The following is a 20,530-nucleotide window of genomic DNA, read 5'->3' on the forward strand; positions in this document are numbered from 1 at the left end:
ATGTCAGAGCCGCGTCGCCGCAGCGCTCGGTGCGCGATAATCTTTGCGATAACAACGACGAAAACGTGAGGAGTGCGGGACGCGGCGCGTGCGTGATCCCGGTCGATGCATGGACGGCAGCTTTCTCTATCTGAGCCTGGAGACATGGAAATATATTTCCATGCCGGTGATCAGTGCCGTCGTGGGTTATGTGACCAACGTCGTCGCGATCAAGATGATGTTCCACCCGATCGAGTTCATCGGGGTGTGGAAGCCTTGGCTGGGCTGGCAGGGCATCGTGCCGCGCAAGGCGTCGAAGATGACCGGTATCTCGGTCGACACCATCACCGAATCGCTGATCACCGAGGCCGAGATATTCAATCGCCTCGATCCCGCGCGGGTGGCCGACGAGCTCGAAGAGCCGATGATCGCGCTCACCGACGAGATCACCGATACCGTCATGAAGCGCCACCATCCCACCCTCTGGGAGGCGATGCCGCTGGTGGTGCGCAGCCAGGTCAAGCGCCGTGTGCGTGCCCAGGCGCCGACCATCATCCGCGAATTGATGAACGAGGTGCGCACCAACGTGCGCTACATGTTCGATCTCAAGGGCATGATCACGCGCGTGCTGGTGCGCGAGAAGAATCTGCTCAACCGCATTTTTCTCGAGACGGGCCGCAACGAGTTCATTTTCATCGGCCGTTCGGGCGCCTATTTCGGCTTTGCCTTCGGCATTGTCCAGATGCTGATCTGGGTGTTCTTTCAGGCCTGGTGGCTGCTGCCGCTGTTCGGGCTGCTGGTGGGCTGGGCGACCAACTGGCTGGCGTTGAAGATGATCTTCAATCCCAAGAAGCCTTTACGCATCGGCCGGTTTAAAATCCAGGGGCTGTTTTTCAAGCGTCAGCAGGAGGTCGCGGCCGACTATGGCAGCCTTGTTGCCACCCAGATCCTCACGCCGCAGAACATCCTCGAGGAAATCCTGACCGGCCCTTATGCCGAGAAGCTTTTCGCCCTGGTGCAGACCGAGGTGCAGCGCGCGATCGATTCCAGTGCCAGCGTCGCGCGGCCGTTCGTGACGTGGACGCTCGGCAGCGCCGACTACGAACGCATCAAGGCCGAGGCCGTGCGCGAAGTGGTTGCGCGCATGCCGGAGACGCTGTCGCACATGACCGGCTATGCCGAGGACGCCATGGCGATCCAGGAGACGCTCATCACGCGGCTGCAGAATCTCACCCCGTTGCAGTTCGAGGGCATGCTGCGTCCCGCGTTCGAAGAGGACGAGTGGATACTGATTGCGGTGGGCGCGGCGCTCGGGCTCGCCGTCGGCTGGTTCCAGTTGATCGTGCTGTTCTCGAGCGTGTTCGTCGACCGCTTTGGCGGTATCCCCGGGTTCGGCTGAGGCAGACGCACGCCGGATTGATGCACGATAGACGTATTGGAGGGCGCCACGCCGAGCGCGGCGCCCGGACCGTTTTCTCGGAGATGATCGATGGCCGCGAAGAAGAGTCTCAGAGTGCGCACGCCGCGCGCATTCCAGTTCCTGCGCCAGGCCGCGCGCGCGGCCGAGGAATGGCCGGTGGCCGGGTCGGCCGTTCGGCGCTTTCAGGACGCCGAGACCTGGGCCATGGCCGAGCTCAAGCATCGTCTGGATTCGATGGCCGAGGATGGCGACGAGCCGGCGCGTTCGCGCGAAGCCGCGGCCGAGGGGCCGGCGCCGCGCGACATGCTCGCCCTGCTGCTGGCCCAGTCCCGCGGTGTGGACCCGGACGCGGCGCGCACCCGGCTGTATCGCCAGACGCTGTCGCGGCTGGTGCCCGACCAGGTGGCGATGATGGCGCTGCTTGCAGACCGCGAGATCGCGCCGCTGTGCCACGTCGCGGCGGGGCGTCTGCCGGCCGGGCCGGTGAGCGTCGTCGTGCTGTCGAATGCGAGCTCGCTGGGGCGCGATGCCGGCGTGCTGCTGCGTGACTATGTGCCGCAGTACATGAGCGAGTTGCTCGCGCTGGGCGTGTTCGAGGCCGGGCCGGAGGACGATCGGCTCACGGATCAGTACGAACTGCTCATGGCCGATACCCAGCTGCGCAAGACGATGGACCGCGTTCGCAATGAAATGAAGCTTTACCCGCGTCTTCAGCGTTTTAGCGTGCACATGAGCGATTACGGACAGGCCCTCTGGCAGGACTGCCGGCCACTATCGGGCGCGCTCGAGCACGGCGGGGGCGGCGAAACGCCGGGCCGCTGACTCCCAAGCGGGCGAACGGCCTGCTAGGCTCTCCGGTTTGAAAATTAATCGTTTCGCTATCCAGGGCGAATGCCAACGGAGACTGGCCGATGAGTGAATACGAGCGCGACACGCTCAGTGTCTGGGATGTTCTCAAGCCTACCGCCGACAAGCTGACCGGGGTCGACCGGCTGCTCATGGGCGGCGGCATCCTGCTCAAGTCCAAGTTCAAGGACAACCTCACCATCGCCACGCTGATCGAGGATCACGCCGGCCGCCGACCGCAGCAGGACGCGATCACTTTCGAGAATCAGCGCTATACCTACGCCCAGCTCAACGCCCAGGCGAACCGCTACGCGCGCACGCTCAAGGCGGGCGGCGTCGGGCGCGGCGACGTGGTCGGCGTGCTGCTGGACAACCGGCCCGAGACACTGATCATCGTCGCGGCACTGGCCAAGCTCGGCGCGGCCGCGGCCATGTGCAACACCAAGCAGCGCGGTGACGTGCTCGCCCATAGCCTCGGCACGGTCAAGCCCAAGGCGATGCTCGTCGGCGAAGAGCTGTTCGACGCCTATGCCGAGATCCGCGACGAACCGGCGCTGGCCGACCTGGCGCCGGTCTGGTACGTGGGCCATAGCGCGGTTGGCGCAGCACCGGCCGGCTGCGCGCATTTTCTCGAACAGATCGCGGACCAGCCCAGCGGCAACCTCGACGATGCGCGCCGGGTCTCGAGTAGCGATACCTGCTTCTATATCTTCACGTCCGGCACCACCGGCATGCCCAAGGCGTCGCGCATGAGCCACGTGCGCTGGCTGCGCGGCGGTGCCGGGCTGGGCATGGCCGGCCTGCGCCTGACGCCGAACGACCGGTTCTATTGCCCGTTGCCGCTGTATCACAACAACGCGCTGACCGTGTCGTGGTCGTCGGTGCTGTGCGCGGGCGCCACCTTTGCCCTCGCGCCCAAGTTCAGCGTCACCCGTTTCTGGCCGGACGTACGCCACCACAAGGCGACCGTGTTCTGCTACATCGGCGAGCTGTGCCGCTACCTGCTGCAGGCCGAGCCGCATGAAAACGACCGCAATCACGCGATCCGCGCGGTCATCGGCAACGGCCTGCGTCCGGATATCTGGGACGAGTTCAAGCACCGCTTCGGCATCGATCGCATCTGCGAGTTCTACGGGGCCAGCGAAGGCAACCTGGTGTTCGTCAACGGCTTCAACATGGACCGCACCGCCGGCTTCTGTCCGTTGCCGTTCGCGGTGGTCGAGTACGATCCGGAGACCGAGGAACCGGTCACCGACGACAAGGGCCGAATGAAAGAGGTCGCCAAGGGTGAAACCGGGCTGCTTCTGAACAAGGTCACCGATTTCGCCCCGTTCGAGGGCTATACCGACCCCGAGGCGAGCGAGAGGAAACTGTTTCGCGGCGTGTTCAAGGCCGACGACTGCTACTTCAACACCGGTGATCTGGTGCGTCGCCAGGGGATGCGTCATATCGCCTTTGTCGACCGGCTGGGCGACACCTTCCGCTGGAAGGGCGAGAACGTGGCCACGACCCAGGTCGAGAATGCGCTGAACGCCTTTCCCGAGATCGAGGAGTCCGTGGTCTACGGTGTGGAGGTGCCGCACGCCGATGGACGCGCCGGCATGGCCGCGATCACGCCGGTCAACAAGCTCGCCGATATCGATTGGGGCGCGCTGGTGGCGCATCTGCGCAATGAACTGCCGGCCTATGCCGTGCCCGTGTTCATCCGGCTGCGCCCGGAGCAGGAAATCACCGGCACGATGAAGTATCGCAAGGTCGATCTGAAGAAACAGGGCTATTCGCCGGAAGGCGACGAGCCGGTGTTCATGCTTGCCGCCCGCGGCGAGCGCTACGAGCCGATCGACGACGATACCCGCGCCGCCCTCGCAGACGGCGATATTTCGCTCTAGAAGAACAGGCCCGGCCGGCCCGCTCGACGCGGGTCGGCTCGACGGGCGCTGTCAGGAGACGCTTTCGTCCGGCGGATCGAGAGGGTCGTGGTCGGCGGAGGAATCGGTCGGCTCGTAGTGCTGGGCGCCGAAGATCATCGCCCGGAACATGATCTTGGCCTCGCGTGCCATTTCCATGGCGGTGAGGCCGGTGTCCTCGGTCAGCCATTCCGCGATCAGTTCGTTGAACATGCCCACCAGGGCGACCGACGGCAGGTGGTAGTCACGGCTGGGCAACATGCCGCTTTCGGCCATGAGCGTGGCGTAGCGGCGGATGATCTCGGCCAGTTCGTGCGTGGTCTGGCGGCGTTTCTTCTCCATGGTTTCGGAGACGCCCACCGCTTCGATGCACAGGATGCGGCCGCGCCGCGGGTCGTCGAGCAGAAAGAAGACCGCTGCCTCGATGGTATCGGCCACCCGCTGGGTCAGCGGCGTGCGTGATTCGGTCAGCGACGTCCGCACGATCTCTTCCATGTGCGTGACGAGCTCGGCGTGCACGGCGTGGAGAATTGATTCGCGCCCCTCGAACTGCTCGTAGAAATGGCGCGTCGAGACCTTGGCATGCGAGCACACGGCCTCGATCGGTGTGGCCGCGTAACCGCGCTCGCCGAACAGCTCGGTACCTGCGGCGATCAGCCGCTGATATCGCTGTTTTCTAAGCTCTTCTGCACTGAGGCCCCGGTATCCGCGGCGTCTGCCACCGGCCCCCGGGGACTTGGATGCTGTGTCTTTCACTGTTTCATCCTGCTTGACGACTAAGCGCGTCTTGCTATTATCTGAAAACTATTCTTTTTCGAAACGTGTTCGCATTGCAAGCGTCCGACATGAGGGCAGGTCTTGCGATGACAACCCATCAGCAGGCGGAATCACGGTCATGACAGGAATAATTGTCGCACTGGTCCTCATCGGACTGTATTGGACATTGCTCTACCGCGGCGTGTCGCTCGCGGTGTTCACCGGCGTCACCGCGGCCGCGGTGGTCGCGCTCTGGGCCATTGGCATCCTCGGGCCGGTCGGCTTCGTGATCACGGCGGTCGTGCTCGGCGTGCCGCTGGCGGTGTTCAACACCGTGCCGCTGCGGCGCTCGCTGCTCACCAAGCGTCTCTACGGCGTGTTTCGCAAGATCCTTCCCGAGATGGGGTCGACCGAAAAGGAAGCCCTGGAAGCCGGCGATGTCTGGTGGGAAGCCGAGATGTTTCGCGGCCGCCCGGACTGGAAACAGCTGCTGGACTTCAATCTGACCCGGCTCACCGACGCCGAGCAGGCCTTTCTCGACAACGAGACCGAGCAGCTGTGCGCGATGATCGACGACTGGCAGGTCAACTTCGAGCTCAAGGACCTGCCCGAGGACGTCTGGGATTACATCCGCAACAATGGCTTCTTCGCCATGCTCATCCCCCAGGAGCACGGTGGCCTGGGCTTTTCCGCCTACGGTCAGTCCTGCGTGGTGGCCAAGATCGCGACCCGGTCGCTTACCGCGGCGGTGACGGTGATGGTGCCGAACTCTCTCGGCCCCGGCGAACTGTTGACCCATTACGGCACGAAAGAGCAGCAGGACAAGTGGCTGCCCGGCCTGGCCAGCGGCAAGGAACTGCCGTGTTTCGCGCTGACCGGCGTGGAAGTCGGCTCCGACGCCACCAAGATGCCGGATACGGGTGTGGTCTGTAAGCGCACCGTCGACGGCAAGGAAGTGCTCGGCCTGAGCCTGTCGTTCAACAAGCGCTACATCACCCTCGCGCCCGTGGCGACGATGATGGGCCTGGCTTTCAAGCTCAAGGATCCGAACGGCCTGCTCGGCGATCCCGATACCGTCGACTACGGCATCACCTGTGCGCTGCTGGCCACCGACACGCCGGGCGTGAAGATCGGCCGCCGGCATTTCCCGGGCGCGACGTTCATGAACGGCCCGATCCAGGGCGAGGACGTCTTCGTGCCCATCGATGCGATCATCGGCGGCCCGGAACAGGCCGGCAAGGGCTGGCGCATGCTGGTCGAATGCCTTTCGGCGGGGCGCGGCATCTCGCTGCCGGCGCTGTCCACGGCCACCGGCAAGGGCATGTATGGCATCACCTCGGCCTACAGCCGTATCCGTCGCCAGTTTGGTACCGAGATCGGCAACTTCGAGGGCGTCCAGGAAGGCCTGGGCGTGATTGGCGGTTATGCCTACATCCTCGAGAACGTACGCAACCTGACCGCCTCGGGCGTGGATCACTGCACGCCCAGCGTGGTCACCGCGATGGTCAAGTACCACGCCACCGAAATGATGCGTACGGTCATCAATCACTCGATGGATATCCATTCCGGTCGCGGCATCATCATGGGCCCGCGCAACTACCTCGCCGCGGCCTATCAGGCGCTGCCGGTGGCGATCACCGTGGAAGGCGCGAACGTGATGACGCGCAGCCTCATGGTGTTCGGCCAGGGGGCGATTCGTTGCCATCCATTCGTTTACAGCGAGATGGAAGCGGCCCACAACCCCGATTTCGAGGCCGGTCTCGCCGAGTTCGATCGGCTGCTGTACTCGCATATCGGCTATTCCATCAACCGCATGGTGCGTGGCTTCACGCTCGGCCTGACCGGTGCGCGCCTGGCTTCGGCGCCGGTGGACAACGAGATGGCTGTCTACTACCGGCACATGGAGCGTTTCTCGGCCGCGCTGGCGTTCAGCGCCGACGTGGCCATGGGCACGCTGGGCGGCGCGCTCAAACTCAAGGAATCCACCTCGGCGCGTCTCGGCGACGTGCTTTCGCATCTCTACATGGCGTCGGCCACGCTCAAGGGGTTCGAGGTCAACGGCGGCACCGACGAGGACAAGGTTCACGCGACCTGGGCGCTGGAATATCACCTGCACGAGATCGAGAACGCGCTACACGAGTTCGTGCGCAACTACCCGATCAAGGCGGTCCGGCCGCTGCTCAAGCTGGTGGCGTTGCCGCGTGGCCGCAAGTTCAACGGCCCGACGGATCGCATGAACAGTGCGCTGTGCGACATGATGCTCGGCATGAAGCTCGATTCGGCCTTCGGTCAGCGCATGACCTACGACATCTACATCGGCAAGGGCGAGAACGACCCGACCGGTCGTCTGATGGAGGCCTACAAGAAGTTGCAGGAAGTGGACAGCTTCTACAGCGAGTTCCTGCGCGCCGCCAAGCACGGCGAAATCGAAGGCGAGTCCGTCGAGGAACAGCTCAAGAGCGCGCTTGATCGCCGTATTCTCACCGCTGAGCAGGTGGACGCGATCCGCGAATACGATCGGCTGCGCTACGACGTGCTGCTTACCGACGACTTCAGCAAGGAATACCTGCTGAACCCGTTATCGGACGACGCGCGCAAGGCCGAAGGGCGGCCCGTGAATCTGCGCAAGGCTTCATGACACGCAATCTGCTCGGTTCACGCCTCGTCACGGTCGGTGACGGCAGCCTCGCTGGCGTCACCGGCATCGATACGGCTGCAGAACGCCGGCCCGCCGAGGCAGGCCTGTCCGCGGCGGCCGTCGACGCCATCTGGGGCGGTGTCGAGGGGCTCTATCGTAGCGGTGCCTATCCGGCGGTGAGCTTCTGCCTGCGCCGCCGCGGCGCGATCGTGCTCAACCGTTCGATCGGTTACGCGCGGGGCGGGGGCCCCGGCGAGCCGCGTAGTGCCGGGGCCCGTTTGGCGGAGCCGGATACGCCCATCTGTCTGTTTTCGGCCAGCAAGGCGATCACCGCAATCCTTGTGCACAAGCTCGCCGAGGAAGGCGGCGTCGATCTCGACGCGCGGGTATCGCACTACCTGCCCGAGTTCACCGGCGGTGGCAAGGACCGCACCACCATCGCCCAGGTGCTGTCGCATCGCGGCGGCTTTCCCATGTTCAACGTCGAAGGCACGGATTCCGGCCCGGAGACGCTGCTCGACTGGGATCGATGCATTCGTCTGATCTGCGAGGCACCCGCCGAGAAGGGCGGCAAGCGGCTCGCGTACCACGCCATTACGGGCGGCTTCATCCTCGCCGAGGTGATCCAGCGCGTGACCGGCATGTCGTTTCGCGATTATCTCGACACGCGGCTGCGCAAGCCGCTGGGCATGCGCTATTTCACCTACGGGCTCGATCGGCGGTCGCGCGGGCGGGTGGCACATAACTATGTGGCCGGCCAGCCAGTGCGTTTCCCGATCTCGGTGCTGGCCAAGAAAGCGCTCTCCGCCGATTTCGCCGAAGTGGTCGACGTATCCAATCGTGACTACTTCATGGACGCGGTGGTGCCGGCGGGCAATCTCTATTCCACTGCCGAGGAGCTGTCGCGCTTCTACCAGATGATGCTCGACGGCGGCATGTACGAAGGCCGCCAGATCCTGGCGCCCGAAACCATCCGCCGCGCGATCAAGCCGGCGCAGCGTCTGCGCTTCGATCACACGCTCAAGATCCCCATGCGCTACAGCGAAGGGCTGATGCTGGGCGTCAATCCGTTCGGTCTGTACGGGCCGATGACCGGCGCCGCCTACGGGCATCTGGGCTTCATGAACATTCTCGGCTGGGCCGACCCGTCGCGTGACCTGTCCGCCTCGCTGCTGGTGACCGGGAAGGCCATTCTCGGCGGTCACCTGCTGGCACTCGGGCAACTGCTCAGCACCATTTCCTGGCAATGCCGGGGCTGACACCATGACTTCGTTCGATTCGTCGCATCACGATCCCGCGCGCGGCCAAACCGACCGCGCCAACGTGCCCATGGCCGACCGCAAGGTCTGGTTGCGCGGCGGCATGTCGATGGCGTCCGACGCCTTCGTGGGCACCGTCAACATCGTCAACGGCGTCCACCAGGCGGTGACCCGAACCGTGTCGCGACTGGCGCCGCCGGCCCGCCCCATCGGGCGCGGCAGCGATTTCGTCTACGGTCGGGTACGTGATATCGGCCGGTTGAGCTTCTTTGGCGCAAGCCAGTTCGCGGGCCTGGCCGAGACGCTGATCCCGGCGCGCAAGCGTGATATTCCGCAGCGCCTGTCGCTGGGGCTGCACAGCGCGCTCAACGGCGCCTTCGGCGACTATCTGGAGCGCAACGGCAACGAACTCGCCATGCCGATGACGCTGATCGGCGACGACGGTAGGCCGATCGCACTTACGCGCCACGGTCTGGGCGTCGCCATCAAGGCGCCGAGCGCGCGCGTGGTGGTGCTCGTGCACGGGCTGGGCATGAACGACCAGCAGTGGCGCCAGGGCGATCGCCCCGGCTTCGGCGAGCGACTCGCCGAGGATTTCGGCTATACGGCGCTGCGGCTGCGCTACAACAGCGGCCGACATATCTCCGAGAACGGGCGTGATTTCGCCGCGCTCATGCAGGCGTTCGTGGCGGCCTATCCGGTCGACATCGAGCGACTGACGCTGGTCGGCCACAGCATGGGCGGCCTCGTCGCGCGCAGCGCCTGTCACTATGCCGAACAGGCCGGCCATACCTGGCACAAGCCGCTGTCGGACCTCGTTTTTCTGGGGTCGCCGCATCTCGGCGCGCCGCTCGAACGTCTGGGCAATCACGTGATCCAGGCGTTGACGCGTCTGCCTTACACGCAGCCGCTGTCGGCGATCGGCGAGATTCGCAGCGCCGGCGTCAAGGATCTCAGCCACGGCTACCTGCGCGACGAGGACTGGCAAAAGGATGCGCATCGAACGCAGCCCACGCCCTCTGCCGCGTTGCCGGCTCTGGATCATGTCGGCCATTTTCTCGTCGCGGCCACCCTGGGCCGGCGCCGGGATGATCCGCTCGGCCGCTGGCTCGGCGATCTGCTGGTGCCCGTGACCAGCGCCGTGGGCCATTCGAACGTGCCCAGCCGGCGCTTCCCCGCGCGCGATCAGGACGGGCGCATTTTCTACGGCATGAATCATTTCGCGCTCATGCATCACCGCGATGTCTACGGCGCGATTCGCGAATGGCTGGCGCCGCGGCTTGCGGCTACGCAGTCCGTGCACTGAATCCCGGCGCACTGAACCGTTTTTCAATCCAAGGAACCGTAATCCATGTCTGATCTGGAAAGCCGCTTCAACGAGGCTGTCGACAAGGTGCGCAATGCGCCGGAAGACGGCGATTTCAAGCCCTCGAACGAGTACAAGCTCAAGATGTATGCGCTCTATCGCCAGGCGGTCGACGGCGATGTCCAAGGCAAGAAACCGGGCATGCTCAATCCCATCGCGCGCTACAAGTGGCAGGCCTGGAACGACGTCAAGGGCATGAACGCGCAGGACGCGATGCAGGCCTATATCGACGAAGTCGAAAAGGTCGAGGCCGAGTACGGTTGAGCCAGGACGCCGGGTTCCCGTCGGGCCCGGCTGCGGGTTCGTCCTCGCTTTGGGCGCCTAGTTGACGCCCGCCAGCGCCGAGGCGAGATGGCCGTTGTCGCAGGCAGCGCTTGCGCGCTTGCGCGTGTCCGTATCCAGTTCGCGCACGGCACGGCGCAGGGCTTCGACATCGGCGTCGTCGCCCGCCAGGCGTTTGTCGAGTTCCCACAGGAACGGCCCGCGCTCGGCGGCGGCCACCTCGATCAGGCGCGCGACGCGATCGGTGCCCATCGCCGTGAGCTGGCCGCGAAAACGCGCCCACAGATCGTTGGCCACAATCGAGTCGATGACGCTGCGAATGACGTTCGCCTCGCCGAACGCCGGCTGCTCGGCCAGCCTGCCGATCGCGCTTTCCGGTATCTCGTCGGCCATGGTCAGCAGCGCAGGCCAGAGATCCTCCGCGGCCGCAGCGCGAATCAGCGAATCGAGGATGGCCGCATCCTGGGCCATGGCCAGTTCAGACATCGCCATGCGCGGTACCTTGCCGATGCGTAGCAGCGTGGCGATCACTTCCGGCCACAGATCCTCGCGCGCGGCGGCGTGAATGATGGCCTCGCGTCGCTCGACGTCCAGATAGTCGATCACCTGGTCGAGCTGGTCGCTGTTCTCGACGAAGAAGCTGATCGCCAGCAGATCCGCCTCGCGGGTGATGGCGTCGGTGGCCGCGAACAGGGTGTCGCGCGGCAGCACGTCCACGAACCGGCCCATGGTGATCATCTCGCCGCGCTCGAGCAGCAGACGGGTGATGGCCACTGCGCGATCGACCGGAAAACCGGCGATGATCGGCTTGGCGCGAACCGGGTCGATGTGCAGGCAGGTATCGGCAAGAAACGTGTCGGAAAGCCGCTCGGAAAGCTCGATCGCCTTCTTCGGGGGCATTTCTCCGGCAATGCGGCCGGACAGCGTGGGGCCGAGTACGCGTTCGGAAATGCGTGCACTGATGCCCAGCGGCAGCATCGACGACAGGCGGGCGAAGCCGCTGAAGGTGGCGCGGAATTTTTCGAAAAGCGCCTCGGTGATGCCTTCGCGCAGGGTACGCAGGCGCTCGGCTTCGAGATAGCTCAGATGTTCGAGCGACTCGACGTCGGTTTCGAGGATTCGGGCGAGCTTGACGAGCTCGGCGCGGGTTGCCGGATTTCTCATCCCAAAAACAGCTTCTGTACGCGTTTGCGAAATGGCCCCGGCACCATGCTGATGGCTTCGTCCAGCGCCTTCTCGAGCATCGCCCGCTGGCTGCGGGCGGCCTGTTTCATCAATACCTGCAGGTGCTCGCGCTCGTCCGGTGGCAGACCGTCGATCACGGCCTGGGTGCGCGAGTCGAGCGGCAGGCGGTCTTCGTCAACGCTCATCGTTTCGGTCTCTCGCGCCGTGCGCCGGCGCCATGCGCGGACGTCGCGGCGTCCGAATAAACCCGTGCTGCACAGATGCTACATCAAGCGCGGTATGCGCGCAGATCCGGCTGAGGCCCGCGTGGCGAAGCCTGTCATGACAGGTCTGCGACGGGCTTATTCGCGGCCTGTTTGAGAAAATCGAGGGCCTTGCGCTTTGCTTTGACACGCAGGGCCCTTAAACTTAATCATGTTGCACTGCACGATGATCCGCACGCCGGGATCGTCACAACGCGTATCTCGAGGAGTAACAATGAGTGATTATCTAGTCCGTGCCGCGTCGAACCCGACGATCCGAAACGTGATCAAGTCCATCGGCCTGCCGACGCCGCAGCAGCTGGCGCGCGCCGAGGGGCCCTACCAGGCGCGTTTTCTCGACGGCGAGAAGATTCTTACCGGCGCCACGGCCAATGCCGCGGCCATTGCCGGTATCGCCACCACGCTTGAGGGCGCTGGCGCCACCGTGGAAAGCGCCAACACGCCCAAGCCCGGCGACGAGGACAAGTACGATGCGCTCGTGTTCGATGCCACCCAGATGGCGGATGTGGCCGAGCTGAAGGCGCTCTACGATTTCTTCCATCCGGTCGCCCGCAAGCTCAACAGGAATGCGCGCATCGTCGTGCTCGCCAGCCAGCCGGAGGCAATGGAAACCGTTGCCGCCGCGACCGCCGCGCGTGCTGTCGAAGGCTTCGTGCGTTCGCTGGCGAAGGAAATCGGGCAGCTGGGATCGACGGCCAACATGCTCTATGTGGAGCCGGGTGCCGAGGACCGGGTGGATGCGCCGCTGCGCTTTTTCCTGTCCGACTACAGCACTTTCGTCGACGGCCAGCCGTTGACCGTGACCAAGTCCGGCCTTATGCCGGAGGCCGTCCCCGACACGCAGCCGCTGCAGGACAAGGTCGCCCTGGTGACCGGCGGCGCGCGCGGTATCGGTGCGGCCACCGCACAGCGCCTGGCCCGCGAGGGCGCGACTGTCGTGTGCCTGGATATTCCGCAGGATCAGGAAACACTGGAGGAGACGGTCGCCGGGTTTGGTGGTACCGCGCTGCCGCTGGACATTACCGCCGAGGATGCGCCGCGCCAGATCGCCGATTTCTTCAAGGACAAGTTCGGCGGCGTCGATATCGTCGTCCACAACGCCGGCGTCACGCGGGACAAGACGATCGCCAATATGCCCGAGCACTACTGGGACATGGTCCAGAGCATCAACCTGCAGGCCATCCTCAACGTGGACGAAGTGCTCTCGAACGAGAACATCATCAACGAACATGGCCGCATCATCTGTCTGTGTTCGATCGGCGGTATTGCCGGTAACCGCGGGCAGACGAACTACGGTGCCACCAAGGCCGGCCTGATCGGCTTCGTCGAACGTCGCGGGGCGACCGATCGTGACCGCGGCGTGACCGTCAACGCTATCGCGCCCGGTTTCATCGAAACCCGCATGACCGCCGAAATGCCCTTCGGGGTTCGCGAGGGCGGTCGGCGTCTGTCGTCGCTGTCGCAGGGCGGCGAGCCGCGAGACGTGGCCGAGGCGATCACTTTTCTGGCCACGCCCGGTGCCGGTGGTATTAGCGGCAACGTGCTGCGTGTCTGCGGCCAGAGTCTAATCGGCGCCTGATCGCGCCTGCTGCCCGTCAAAAAAGCCGGTCGGAGCGATCCGACCGGCTTTTTTATGTCGGTATCCGAGAGCTGATGTCAGCGGCCGGCGCCGTGTTCGTCCAGCCAGCGCGCCACCCGCGGCCAGATCTCGCTCTGGGCTGCCTTGCTGATGACGATGCCGGGGTGATCGAAGTCGACCGAGTAGCCGCTGTCGCGCCCGGCGGTGACAAGGGTCACGTCCTGGCTCGAGAAATGGCCGACAAAGCGTTCGCAGCCGCGGCTGGGGTCCACGCGGTCGGCCGCGCCGGAGATCGCGAGCACCGGCGCGGTGATGTTCGCCAGGGATTCGCGCAGCGTGGGCTCGCGGCGTCCGCGTGCGACCCAGTCGGTGGCGTCGTGGATCGCGGCCCGGGTTTCGTTTTCCGGCCCCAGGCCGGCCGCGCGGGCCGGAAAATGCCCCACGACGCGCGCCAGCGCACGCGTGAGCAGTTGCCCTGGCCAGTCGAGCATTCGCTTGTCGACCTCGAACTGGCTGGCGAACAGCACCAGCCCGGCGATGCGTGCTGCCGCGATATGGTCCGCCGCCGCGCGCGCCGCCATCACGCCGCCGAAGGAGTGGCCGATCCAGAATGCCGGCATCGCGAACTGCTGTTCGATCGTTTGTGCGATTGCCGGCAGATCGAATTGCAGATGCTCGGCAAGCCCGGTTCGGGCGTTACAGGGCGGCGAATCCGAAAGCCCGCGCCGTTGTGCGATGGCGGCGGGGTAGCCGCGCCGGGCAAGATAGGCCGCCAGCCCGATCCGCTTGTCGGAGAGCCAGAAACGCCGGCCGGTGAACATGCCCGGCAGCATCACGAGGGGCGCACGTGTCGCGATGTCCGGTGCACGGACAAGGGTCAGCTGGCAGCAGCCGCCGTCAGCCGCATCAATGCGCGTGTCTTCGATGGAAAGCGCGGAATCAGCCACGCATGACTCGCCATGCGATGGCGGCCACGGACAGCGTGACGACCAGGGTGAGCGCACGGCGCAGCTGCAGGAAGCCGCGCGTCTGCCAGCCCTGGCGCGCGCCGTGCTCGTCGATGAGCCAGGCGAACAGCAGGGCGACGACGAGCAGCAGGCCGCGCCAGGGCGCCGCCGTGAGCAGGGCGGCCCAGGCAAGGATCGCCGGCAGGACGGCCAGCGTCATGTCGCGTGCCGACGCCTGGCCGCGGGCCAACATGCGGCCCCACTGGACGCCGCCGATGAACGCCACGATGGTCGCCAGATAAGGCAGCAGCCAGCGCATGGCCGTGCGCGCATCCAGCGAACTGCCGGCATGGGCATAGTAGACGCCGGCTGCAAAAGGCAGCAGGGCCATCAGGCCCAGTACCACGGCCACGGTCAGGGCAGAGCGTTTTCGAGGCATGGATTCGAATGCGTCGGGATTGAAAATGGAAGGCGATCTTACACAGACGTCGCCTGCCGGTTCACGATGCGCCGGCCCCTGCAAAATGGGTGACCAGCGAGCGCACCAGCGGTTTCATGAAATAGTTGCTCTCGGGCATGAGCGTGACCTCGATGCCCTGCGATTGCAGCCGCTCGGCCACCAGTGGCCCGACGGCCGCGACACATAGCGACTGCATGGCTTGTGTGAGGGCGTCGGCGCGCCCTGAAGCACGGGCGACCTTGTACAGCCGCTTGACCTGCGGCGAGCTCGTGAACGCCACCGCGTCGAGCGTGCCGCCGACGATACGGTCGATGAAATCGGCCACCTGGGGCTCTTCGGCCTCGTCGGCGTAGACATAGGGCGCGACCGGCAAGGCGACGGCCTGCTTGTCGGCAAGAAAGGCCATGAGCTTTTCGTTGGGGTCGGTGCCATAGAGCTGAACGCCGACCCGGTGACCGACGAGATCGATAGCCTGCAACGCCTCGATCACGCCGTCCGTGGTGGGCTGGGTGGCCGGCACATCGCTGCGCAATTGCAGCGCGCGCAGTTCGCGTACCGGCTTCGGCCCGCGGGTGATGGTGCGTGCCTCGCCCAGACGCTGGGCGAATTGCGCCATGCGGTCGCCACCGGCGCGTTCGCAGAAACCGCGCAGACGACGCAAGCCTTCGCCGGTCAGCCAGATCATGTCATCTAGACCTTGTTCGACCACGTCGTCGAGCCACTGCTCCACGTGTGGTGTATCCGGCGTGTCGCGGATGTCGACCAGCGGGCAGCGCAGCACCTCGGCGCCGCGGCGTTCGAGCATGTCGGCAAACAGGTCGAGCTGGCGGGACTCCGGCACGCCGATACGGCAGCCGGCTAGGGGTGTGGCATCGCGGGTTTCGCTCATGACTATTGGCCTGTCGCGCGGTATAAATTCGGTGTTGTCCAGTGTAGCGATGCGGCGGGGCGCGCGTGCAGTTGCGCACATTTGCTGCATCGCGGCACACTGCCATCGGATATTGTCACGGTCGGGAAACAGATCATGGCCCTTGCAGTCGGCATCAGCATTGCATTCGCGCTCGCACTGGCGGTCGCTGTCTATCTGCTCTGGCGGGCCTATCGCCGGCTGGACGCGCTGGATGCGCAACTGGCCCAGCTCGCCCATGATCTGGAAACCGCGAACGAGGAACTCGCCGCCGTGCTGACCGAGGTCAGCGGCAGTCGCATCATCGTCGAGGTCATCAACCCGATGACGCTGGCCCGCGCGCGTTCGCGCTGGGGCGCGGCGCTGGTGGGTGTCGCGCCCCGGCTGATTCGCCGGCGTGTGTACGAGATCGTGGCTCGCGAGATGAAGGAACAGCTCGCGCAGCAGGGCGTCGAGGCGCATCTCGATATCTTTCACCCCACCGGCTCATGATTGTCGTCGCCACCGTAACCGTGGGGTTCATCGCCGTGATCATCGCGGCGATTCGCCTGAACATCGCGATCGGCGATTCACGCGAGCGCCTGCGGGTGTTGGTCGGCGGCTACGGCGATGCCGGCCTGCTGATCGAGGCACGACAACGTTTTCGCCGGCGCCAGCAGAGCGTGGAGCAGGCCGTGGATACCGGCACGGTCGGTATCCAGGCGGCCCACCGCACCATATCCGGCCTGTTCGGCCAGGAACGGGCCAAGGGCGAGGGCGTGTACGACAGTCTGCGTGCGTTCAATCGCGGTATGGGGCGGGCGCTATCGGGCTGGTTTGCGCCCGGGCCGAAAAAGCACAGCGAAAGCCTCGATGAATGGCGCGAACGAAATGTCTCGCCGAACGCAGACGATGAGCGCGACTGACCGAGCGGCGCCGGCCTGCGCCTGCGGTTCAATCTTCGGGCGGCCTCGGCCGTTATCGTTGTCATGAACGCCTTGCTCGCACGTTACGGCTCTGTGATCGCCCTCGGCCTGCTGCTCGCGGCCGGCTCGTCGGCCGCGGCCGAGGCCCGGGACCATCGCGTAGAACGCCACGGCCACCGGGACAGGCCGCCGGTTTTCGATATTGACCCCGGCCGCGGTGGCTATGCCGGCTTTCCGGAGATCCAGGTGTTCGCCGATCCCGCGAGCGAGCACTGGCCGGCGAACTATCTGCCCGACAGTCATCGTCTTGACGGTTACGACGGTCAGTCGGACCGAATCACCGATTGCCGCGGCCCCTCGGGCCGCACGCTGTCCACGCGTGAACAGCCCTGCCCGACGGGCCAGAAACCCGCCACGCCGGCCCGCCGCTGGTCCACATCGCCTTGATTCGAGGCGCGATGCCGGATTTATGGCATCGGGTGTCAAAAAAATGGCGACGCGGCCGTTAAAGGATTAAAGTAATCGCGGCCAGGCGCCGATAGGCAACGCAATCGCGCTCGCAAGTGGCGGGCGATGGCCTTCAGGTGACGCATGTCTTCAATCACTTCTTCGCTGGGAATCGGCTCCGGTCTGGATCTGAGCTCGCTGCTCGACGGTCTGCAGTCCGCCGAACAGCAGCGCCTCGTGCCGCTGCAGACCCGTGCCAGCAGCTACAACACCAAGCTGTCTGCCTACGGCACGCTGCAGAGCACGCTGGCCGGTTTTCAGACGGCAGCGGAAAAGCTGGGCGATGCGGCGCTGTTCAGCGGCGTGAAGACCGCGAGCAGCAGCGAAGCCTTCAAGGCCAGCGCGGGCAACAACGCCGAACCGGGCAGCTACAGCCTCGAGGTATTCGAGCTGGCGCGCGCCCAGTCGCTGGTGACCGCCGGCCAGGCCAGTACGAGGGACACCATCGGCAACGGCGGCACGATCACCCTGTCGGTCGGCGATGCCGACGGTAACGTCTCCGAGAGCGTGGATATCGATATCGCTGCGCAAGACAGCAGCCTGTCCGGCATTCGCGACGCAATCAACGCCGCCGATATCGGCGTCAGCGCCTCGATCGTCAACGACGGCAGCGACACGCCGTACCGGCTGGTGCTCTCGTCCAACGCGACGGGGACCAATTCGCAGATCACGCTGTCGGTTGCCGAAGACAACGAAGGTGCTGGTGGCGGCCTGTTAGGCGGCGGCGATGCGCCCACCCCGCTCGCAGATCTGCTCGACTACGACAGCAGTACCGGCGAAGGGCAGATGACCCAGACCGTGGCTGCCCGGAACGCCCGCATCGCGGTCAACGGCATCGATATCCAGAGCCAGAGCAATACCGTCGAGGATGCAATCCAGGGCGTGACGCTGACGCTGTCGGGCACCACCGCCGAGCCGCAGACCCTGACGGCGACGCGCGATACCGATTCGGTCAAGGCGGCGCTTGAAGGTTTCGTCGCCGCCTACAACCGGGTGCATGCGCTGTCCGAGAAGCTCACCGCGTTCGACGGCGAGGACAAGGCTAACGGCATCCTGCTGGGCGATTCCACGGCCCGAGCCGTGGAAACCCGCGTACGCAGCGCGCTCAATACGCCGATCGCGGGCGGCATGTTCTCCGGTCTCGCCGAAATCGGGGTCTCGCTGCAGCGTGACGGCACGATGGAAATCGACGACGAGGCCCTCGACGACGCGCTTGCAAACAATCTCGGCGGCATCGGCGCGCTGCTGGCCAGCGAGGGCGGTGCGGTCGTCGGGCGCGCTGTCGCCGCAATGCAGGAGATCAACGAGTCCAGCCGCAAGATCAGCGAGATCGTCGGCCTGATCGACGACATCGCCTTCCAGACCAACCTGCTCGCTTTGAATGCCTCGGTCGAAGCCGCGCGGGCCGGCGAGCAGGGGCGCGGCTTTGCGGTCGTGGCCTCGGAAGTACGCAACCTGGCAAGCCGCAGTGCGGCCGCCGCGAAGGACATCAAGGCGCTGGTCGAGGACAGTGCGGCCAAGGTGGCCGGCGGCTCGGAACAGGTCGCGCTGTCTGGCAAGACGCTCGATGCGATCGTCGAGAACGTGCACAAGGTCGGCGACATCATTGCCGAAATTGCCGCCGCCAGCAGCGAGCAGTCCAGCGGTATCGAGCAGGTCAATCTGGCCGTGTCGCAGATGGACAGCATGACCCAGCAGAACGCCTCGCTGGTCGAGGAGTCGGCCGCGGCGAGCCGTTCGCTTGAGGAGCAGGCGCTCGCGCTCAAGCGTCAGGTCGCGTTCTTTCAGCTCGATGGCGACGGCGGGGCTGCCGCGAACCCGGCCCCGGTGGTTGCAGCCCAGCCCGAAAGCGCGTCGGGGCGGGCGGCCGCGCCGGCCACGACACAGGTGGCGGCACGCAACGAAGAAATGTTCATCGACGACAAGGAATGGGCCACGTTCTGATCTGAACGAGGACGTATCGATAGACGAGCCCCGCCACGCGCGGGGCTTTGTTTATTGCGGCCGCCCAGCGAACGCCACGATCGGCGCGAGCGCGCCACCTTGCATCGCGTGCCAGCTAGTCGTGCGTCGGCGCGTGCCAGACCAGGGGCATGCACACCAGATTGAATGCCAGCAGCACCACCAGTCCGGCATCGATCGTGCCGCTCATGTCGGTGGCCGCGCCGGCACCCAGCGGCACGAGGAATGCGAGCACATAGCCGATCGCGAACATGCCGGCGGCGAGCCGCCCGGCGGAATCGGGCGTGCGCACCAGCGCGGGCAATGTGGTCAGCGCGACCAGCTGGAACGCGGAGGCGGCGCTCACCATCACCGCGATACCAATGAGAACGCCGCCGGTGGCCAAAAGCAGACCGGCGACACCCACCACATGGACGACGATCATAAGCGCCAGCAGGCGCGGCAGACGCAACACGCGACGGGCTGCGATCATCATCACTACAGATGCGCCGATCTGGGCGAGGTTGAAACAGAACAGCGTGGTGTCGAGCGCATCGGCCATGCCGCGGCGCGCGAGTAGCGAGCCCATATAGGCGTTCAGCCCGAAGAACGTCGCGGCCGATGCGCCGAGCGCCGCGCCGTACTGCCACATATGTCGGTCGCGCCAGTCGGGCATCTTGCGCAGCTTGTGCGGCGGCGTGCGTTCGCCTTGCAGACGGGGTCCGAACAGCCAGGGCGCCAGCAGCAGCGCCGGTACGGTGAATACCAGCAACGCCGTGCGCCAGCTGTCGTCGACCGCAGGCAGCAGCACCGGCAGCGTGAGCCCGGCGCCGATGAACTCGCCGAGCATCATGCCGTTGATATAGACCGTGGAGCCGAGCGCAACGAAGCCGGGACACCAGCGACCCACAAGCGCCGGCAGGGCCGGCTGCATGGCCGCGATGCCGAGGCCCATCAGCGCGGTCAGCGCCAGAAGCGCGCCAAGGTTCGGCGCCACGCCGCGCAACAGCGAGGCGACCGCGGTGAGCAGCAAAGCGGCGACGAGCGTCGCGCGCGCGCCGAAGCGGCCGATCAGCCAGGCGGCCGGCAGCGCGCCGAGGCCGAGCATGAACACCGGTAACGTGGTGAGCGTGCCGAGGGCTGTCTGTGCGAAGCCCAGTTCCGCGCGGATGCGCTCGCCCAGCGGTGCCGCGATCATGATCGGCGCACGCATATATACCCCGGTGAGCCAGAGCAGGATCAGGACCCCGGCGCGTGCCAGGTACGAACGGGTTGCGAGCATGGCGAGGACCGGTGTTCGAAGAGCGGCGCGATTGTAGTGATTTGTGGCGGCGTGGGGTGCGGGCGTTGCGAAATAGTCGATTTTCCTTGCTTTTCACACCC

The 20,530-nt window shown here is 65.5% G+C and carries 19 protein-coding genes; 12 read left to right on the forward strand and 7 right to left on the reverse strand.

Annotated features, from left to right (window positions below):
* Positions 1 to 88: 88 nt before the first annotated feature.
* From J7355_RS04535 to J7355_RS04545, 3 genes are all read left to right on the forward strand, one after another.
* The gene (locus J7355_RS04535) at positions 89 to 1,378 is read left to right on the forward strand and encodes a DUF445 family protein (protein WP_348522997.1); all 1,290 of its coding nucleotides are present in this window, start codon (positions 89 to 91) and stop codon (positions 1,376 to 1,378) included.
* A gap of 90 nt (positions 1,379 to 1,468) precedes the next feature.
* Positions 1,469 to 2,221, forward strand: a complete 753-nt coding sequence (locus J7355_RS04540) for a hypothetical protein (RefSeq protein WP_209060328.1) — start codon at positions 1,469 to 1,471, stop codon at positions 2,219 to 2,221.
* Between the two features lie 89 nt (positions 2,222 to 2,310).
* Complete coding sequence (locus J7355_RS04545) at positions 2,311 to 4,134, forward strand: long-chain-acyl-CoA synthetase (RefSeq protein ID WP_209060330.1); 1,824 nt, start codon at positions 2,311 to 2,313, stop codon at positions 4,132 to 4,134.
* Positions 4,135 to 4,185: 51 nt separating this feature from the next.
* On the opposite strand, the gene J7355_RS04550 is transcribed toward J7355_RS04545, so the two are convergent.
* Positions 4,186 to 4,908, reverse strand: coding sequence for a TetR/AcrR family transcriptional regulator (locus tag J7355_RS04550; RefSeq protein ID WP_209060331.1), 723 nt, complete (start codon positions 4,906 to 4,908; stop codon positions 4,186 to 4,188).
* Between the two features lie 139 nt (positions 4,909 to 5,047).
* Here J7355_RS04550 and J7355_RS04555 point away from each other — a divergent pair, with 139 nt between their 5' ends.
* Genes J7355_RS04555 through J7355_RS04570 form a run of 4 tightly spaced genes read left to right on the forward strand, consistent with a single transcriptional unit; the run spans position 5,048 to position 10,435 of the window.
* Positions 5,048 to 7,546, forward strand: a complete 2,499-nt coding sequence (locus tag J7355_RS04555) for an acyl-CoA dehydrogenase (protein WP_209060332.1) — start codon at positions 5,048 to 5,050, stop codon at positions 7,544 to 7,546.
* Complete coding sequence (locus tag J7355_RS04560; protein WP_209060333.1) at positions 7,543 to 8,805, forward strand: serine hydrolase domain-containing protein; 1,263 nt, start codon at positions 7,543 to 7,545, stop codon at positions 8,803 to 8,805. Before J7355_RS04555 ends, J7355_RS04560 begins: the two co-directional genes overlap by 4 nt.
* Before the next feature lie 4 nt (positions 8,806 to 8,809).
* The gene (locus tag J7355_RS04565) at positions 8,810 to 10,111 is read left to right on the forward strand and encodes an alpha/beta fold hydrolase (protein ID WP_209060334.1); all 1,302 of its coding nucleotides are present in this window, start codon (positions 8,810 to 8,812) and stop codon (positions 10,109 to 10,111) included.
* A gap of 45 nt (positions 10,112 to 10,156) precedes the next feature.
* Entirely contained in the window at positions 10,157 to 10,435 is a 279-nt protein-coding gene (locus J7355_RS04570; protein WP_209060338.1) for an acyl-CoA-binding protein, read from the forward strand.
* A gap of 57 nt (positions 10,436 to 10,492) precedes the next feature.
* Here J7355_RS04570 and J7355_RS04575 read toward each other — a convergent pair whose 3' ends face one another.
* Both J7355_RS04575 and J7355_RS04580 read right to left on the reverse strand, forming a co-directional pair.
* On the reverse strand, positions 10,493 to 11,617 hold the full coding sequence (locus J7355_RS04575; RefSeq protein ID WP_209060343.1) for a hypothetical protein: 1,125 nt from the start codon (positions 11,615 to 11,617) through the stop codon (positions 10,493 to 10,495).
* Complete coding sequence (locus tag J7355_RS04580) at positions 11,614 to 11,823, reverse strand: hypothetical protein (protein ID WP_209060344.1); 210 nt, start codon at positions 11,821 to 11,823, stop codon at positions 11,614 to 11,616. Before J7355_RS04580 ends, J7355_RS04575 begins: the two co-directional genes overlap by 4 nt.
* 292 nt (positions 11,824 to 12,115) lie before the next feature.
* Here J7355_RS04580 and J7355_RS04585 point away from each other — a divergent pair, with 292 nt between their 5' ends.
* Complete coding sequence (locus tag J7355_RS04585; protein ID WP_209060345.1) at positions 12,116 to 13,480, forward strand: 3-oxoacyl-ACP reductase; 1,365 nt, start codon at positions 12,116 to 12,118, stop codon at positions 13,478 to 13,480.
* A 77-nt stretch (positions 13,481 to 13,557) separates the two neighbouring features.
* Here J7355_RS04585 and J7355_RS04590 read toward each other — a convergent pair whose 3' ends face one another.
* The 3 genes from J7355_RS04590 to J7355_RS04600 all read right to left on the reverse strand — a co-directional run bounded on the left by J7355_RS04590 (position 13,558) and on the right by J7355_RS04600 (position 15,776).
* A complete protein-coding gene (locus J7355_RS04590; RefSeq protein WP_209060346.1) occupies positions 13,558 to 14,427 on the reverse strand; it encodes an alpha/beta fold hydrolase in 870 nt (289 codons plus the stop codon).
* A complete protein-coding gene (locus tag J7355_RS04595; protein WP_209060347.1) occupies positions 14,420 to 14,866 on the reverse strand; it encodes a DUF3429 domain-containing protein in 447 nt (148 codons plus the stop codon). Before J7355_RS04595 ends, J7355_RS04590 begins: the two co-directional genes overlap by 8 nt.
* A gap of 61 nt (positions 14,867 to 14,927) precedes the next feature.
* The gene (locus J7355_RS04600) at positions 14,928 to 15,776 is read right to left on the reverse strand and encodes a uroporphyrinogen-III synthase (protein WP_209060348.1); all 849 of its coding nucleotides are present in this window, start codon (positions 15,774 to 15,776) and stop codon (positions 14,928 to 14,930) included.
* A gap of 135 nt (positions 15,777 to 15,911) precedes the next feature.
* Here J7355_RS04600 and J7355_RS04605 point away from each other — a divergent pair, with 135 nt between their 5' ends.
* From J7355_RS04605 to fliD, 4 genes are all read left to right on the forward strand, one after another.
* Positions 15,912 to 16,286: a hypothetical protein gene (locus tag J7355_RS04605; RefSeq protein WP_209060349.1), complete on the forward strand. Its 375-nt coding sequence runs from the start codon at positions 15,912 to 15,914 to the stop codon at positions 16,284 to 16,286.
* Positions 16,283 to 16,699, forward strand: a complete 417-nt coding sequence (locus J7355_RS04610; protein ID WP_209060351.1) for a hypothetical protein — start codon at positions 16,283 to 16,285, stop codon at positions 16,697 to 16,699. The genes J7355_RS04605 and J7355_RS04610 overlap by 4 nt, the downstream gene beginning before the upstream one ends.
* Positions 16,700 to 16,762: 63 nt before the next feature.
* Positions 16,763 to 17,146 (forward strand): hypothetical protein, encoded by a 384-nt coding sequence (locus J7355_RS04615; RefSeq protein ID WP_209060352.1) that lies wholly within the window; start codon positions 16,763 to 16,765, stop codon positions 17,144 to 17,146.
* A gap of 144 nt (positions 17,147 to 17,290) precedes the next feature.
* The gene (gene fliD, locus J7355_RS04620; RefSeq protein WP_209060354.1) at positions 17,291 to 19,150 is read left to right on the forward strand and encodes a flagellar filament capping protein FliD; all 1,860 of its coding nucleotides are present in this window, start codon (positions 17,291 to 17,293) and stop codon (positions 19,148 to 19,150) included.
* A 115-nt stretch (positions 19,151 to 19,265) separates the two neighbouring features.
* Here fliD and J7355_RS04625 read toward each other — a convergent pair whose 3' ends face one another.
* Positions 19,266 to 20,429, reverse strand: a complete 1,164-nt coding sequence (locus tag J7355_RS04625; RefSeq protein WP_209060360.1) for an MFS transporter — start codon at positions 20,427 to 20,429, stop codon at positions 19,266 to 19,268.
* Positions 20,430 to 20,530: the final 101 nt, after the last annotated feature.

Source organism: Endozoicomonas sp. G2_2, assembly GCF_017744135.1.
Lineage (GTDB): Bacteria > Pseudomonadota > Gammaproteobacteria > Nevskiales > Salinisphaeraceae > Salinisphaera.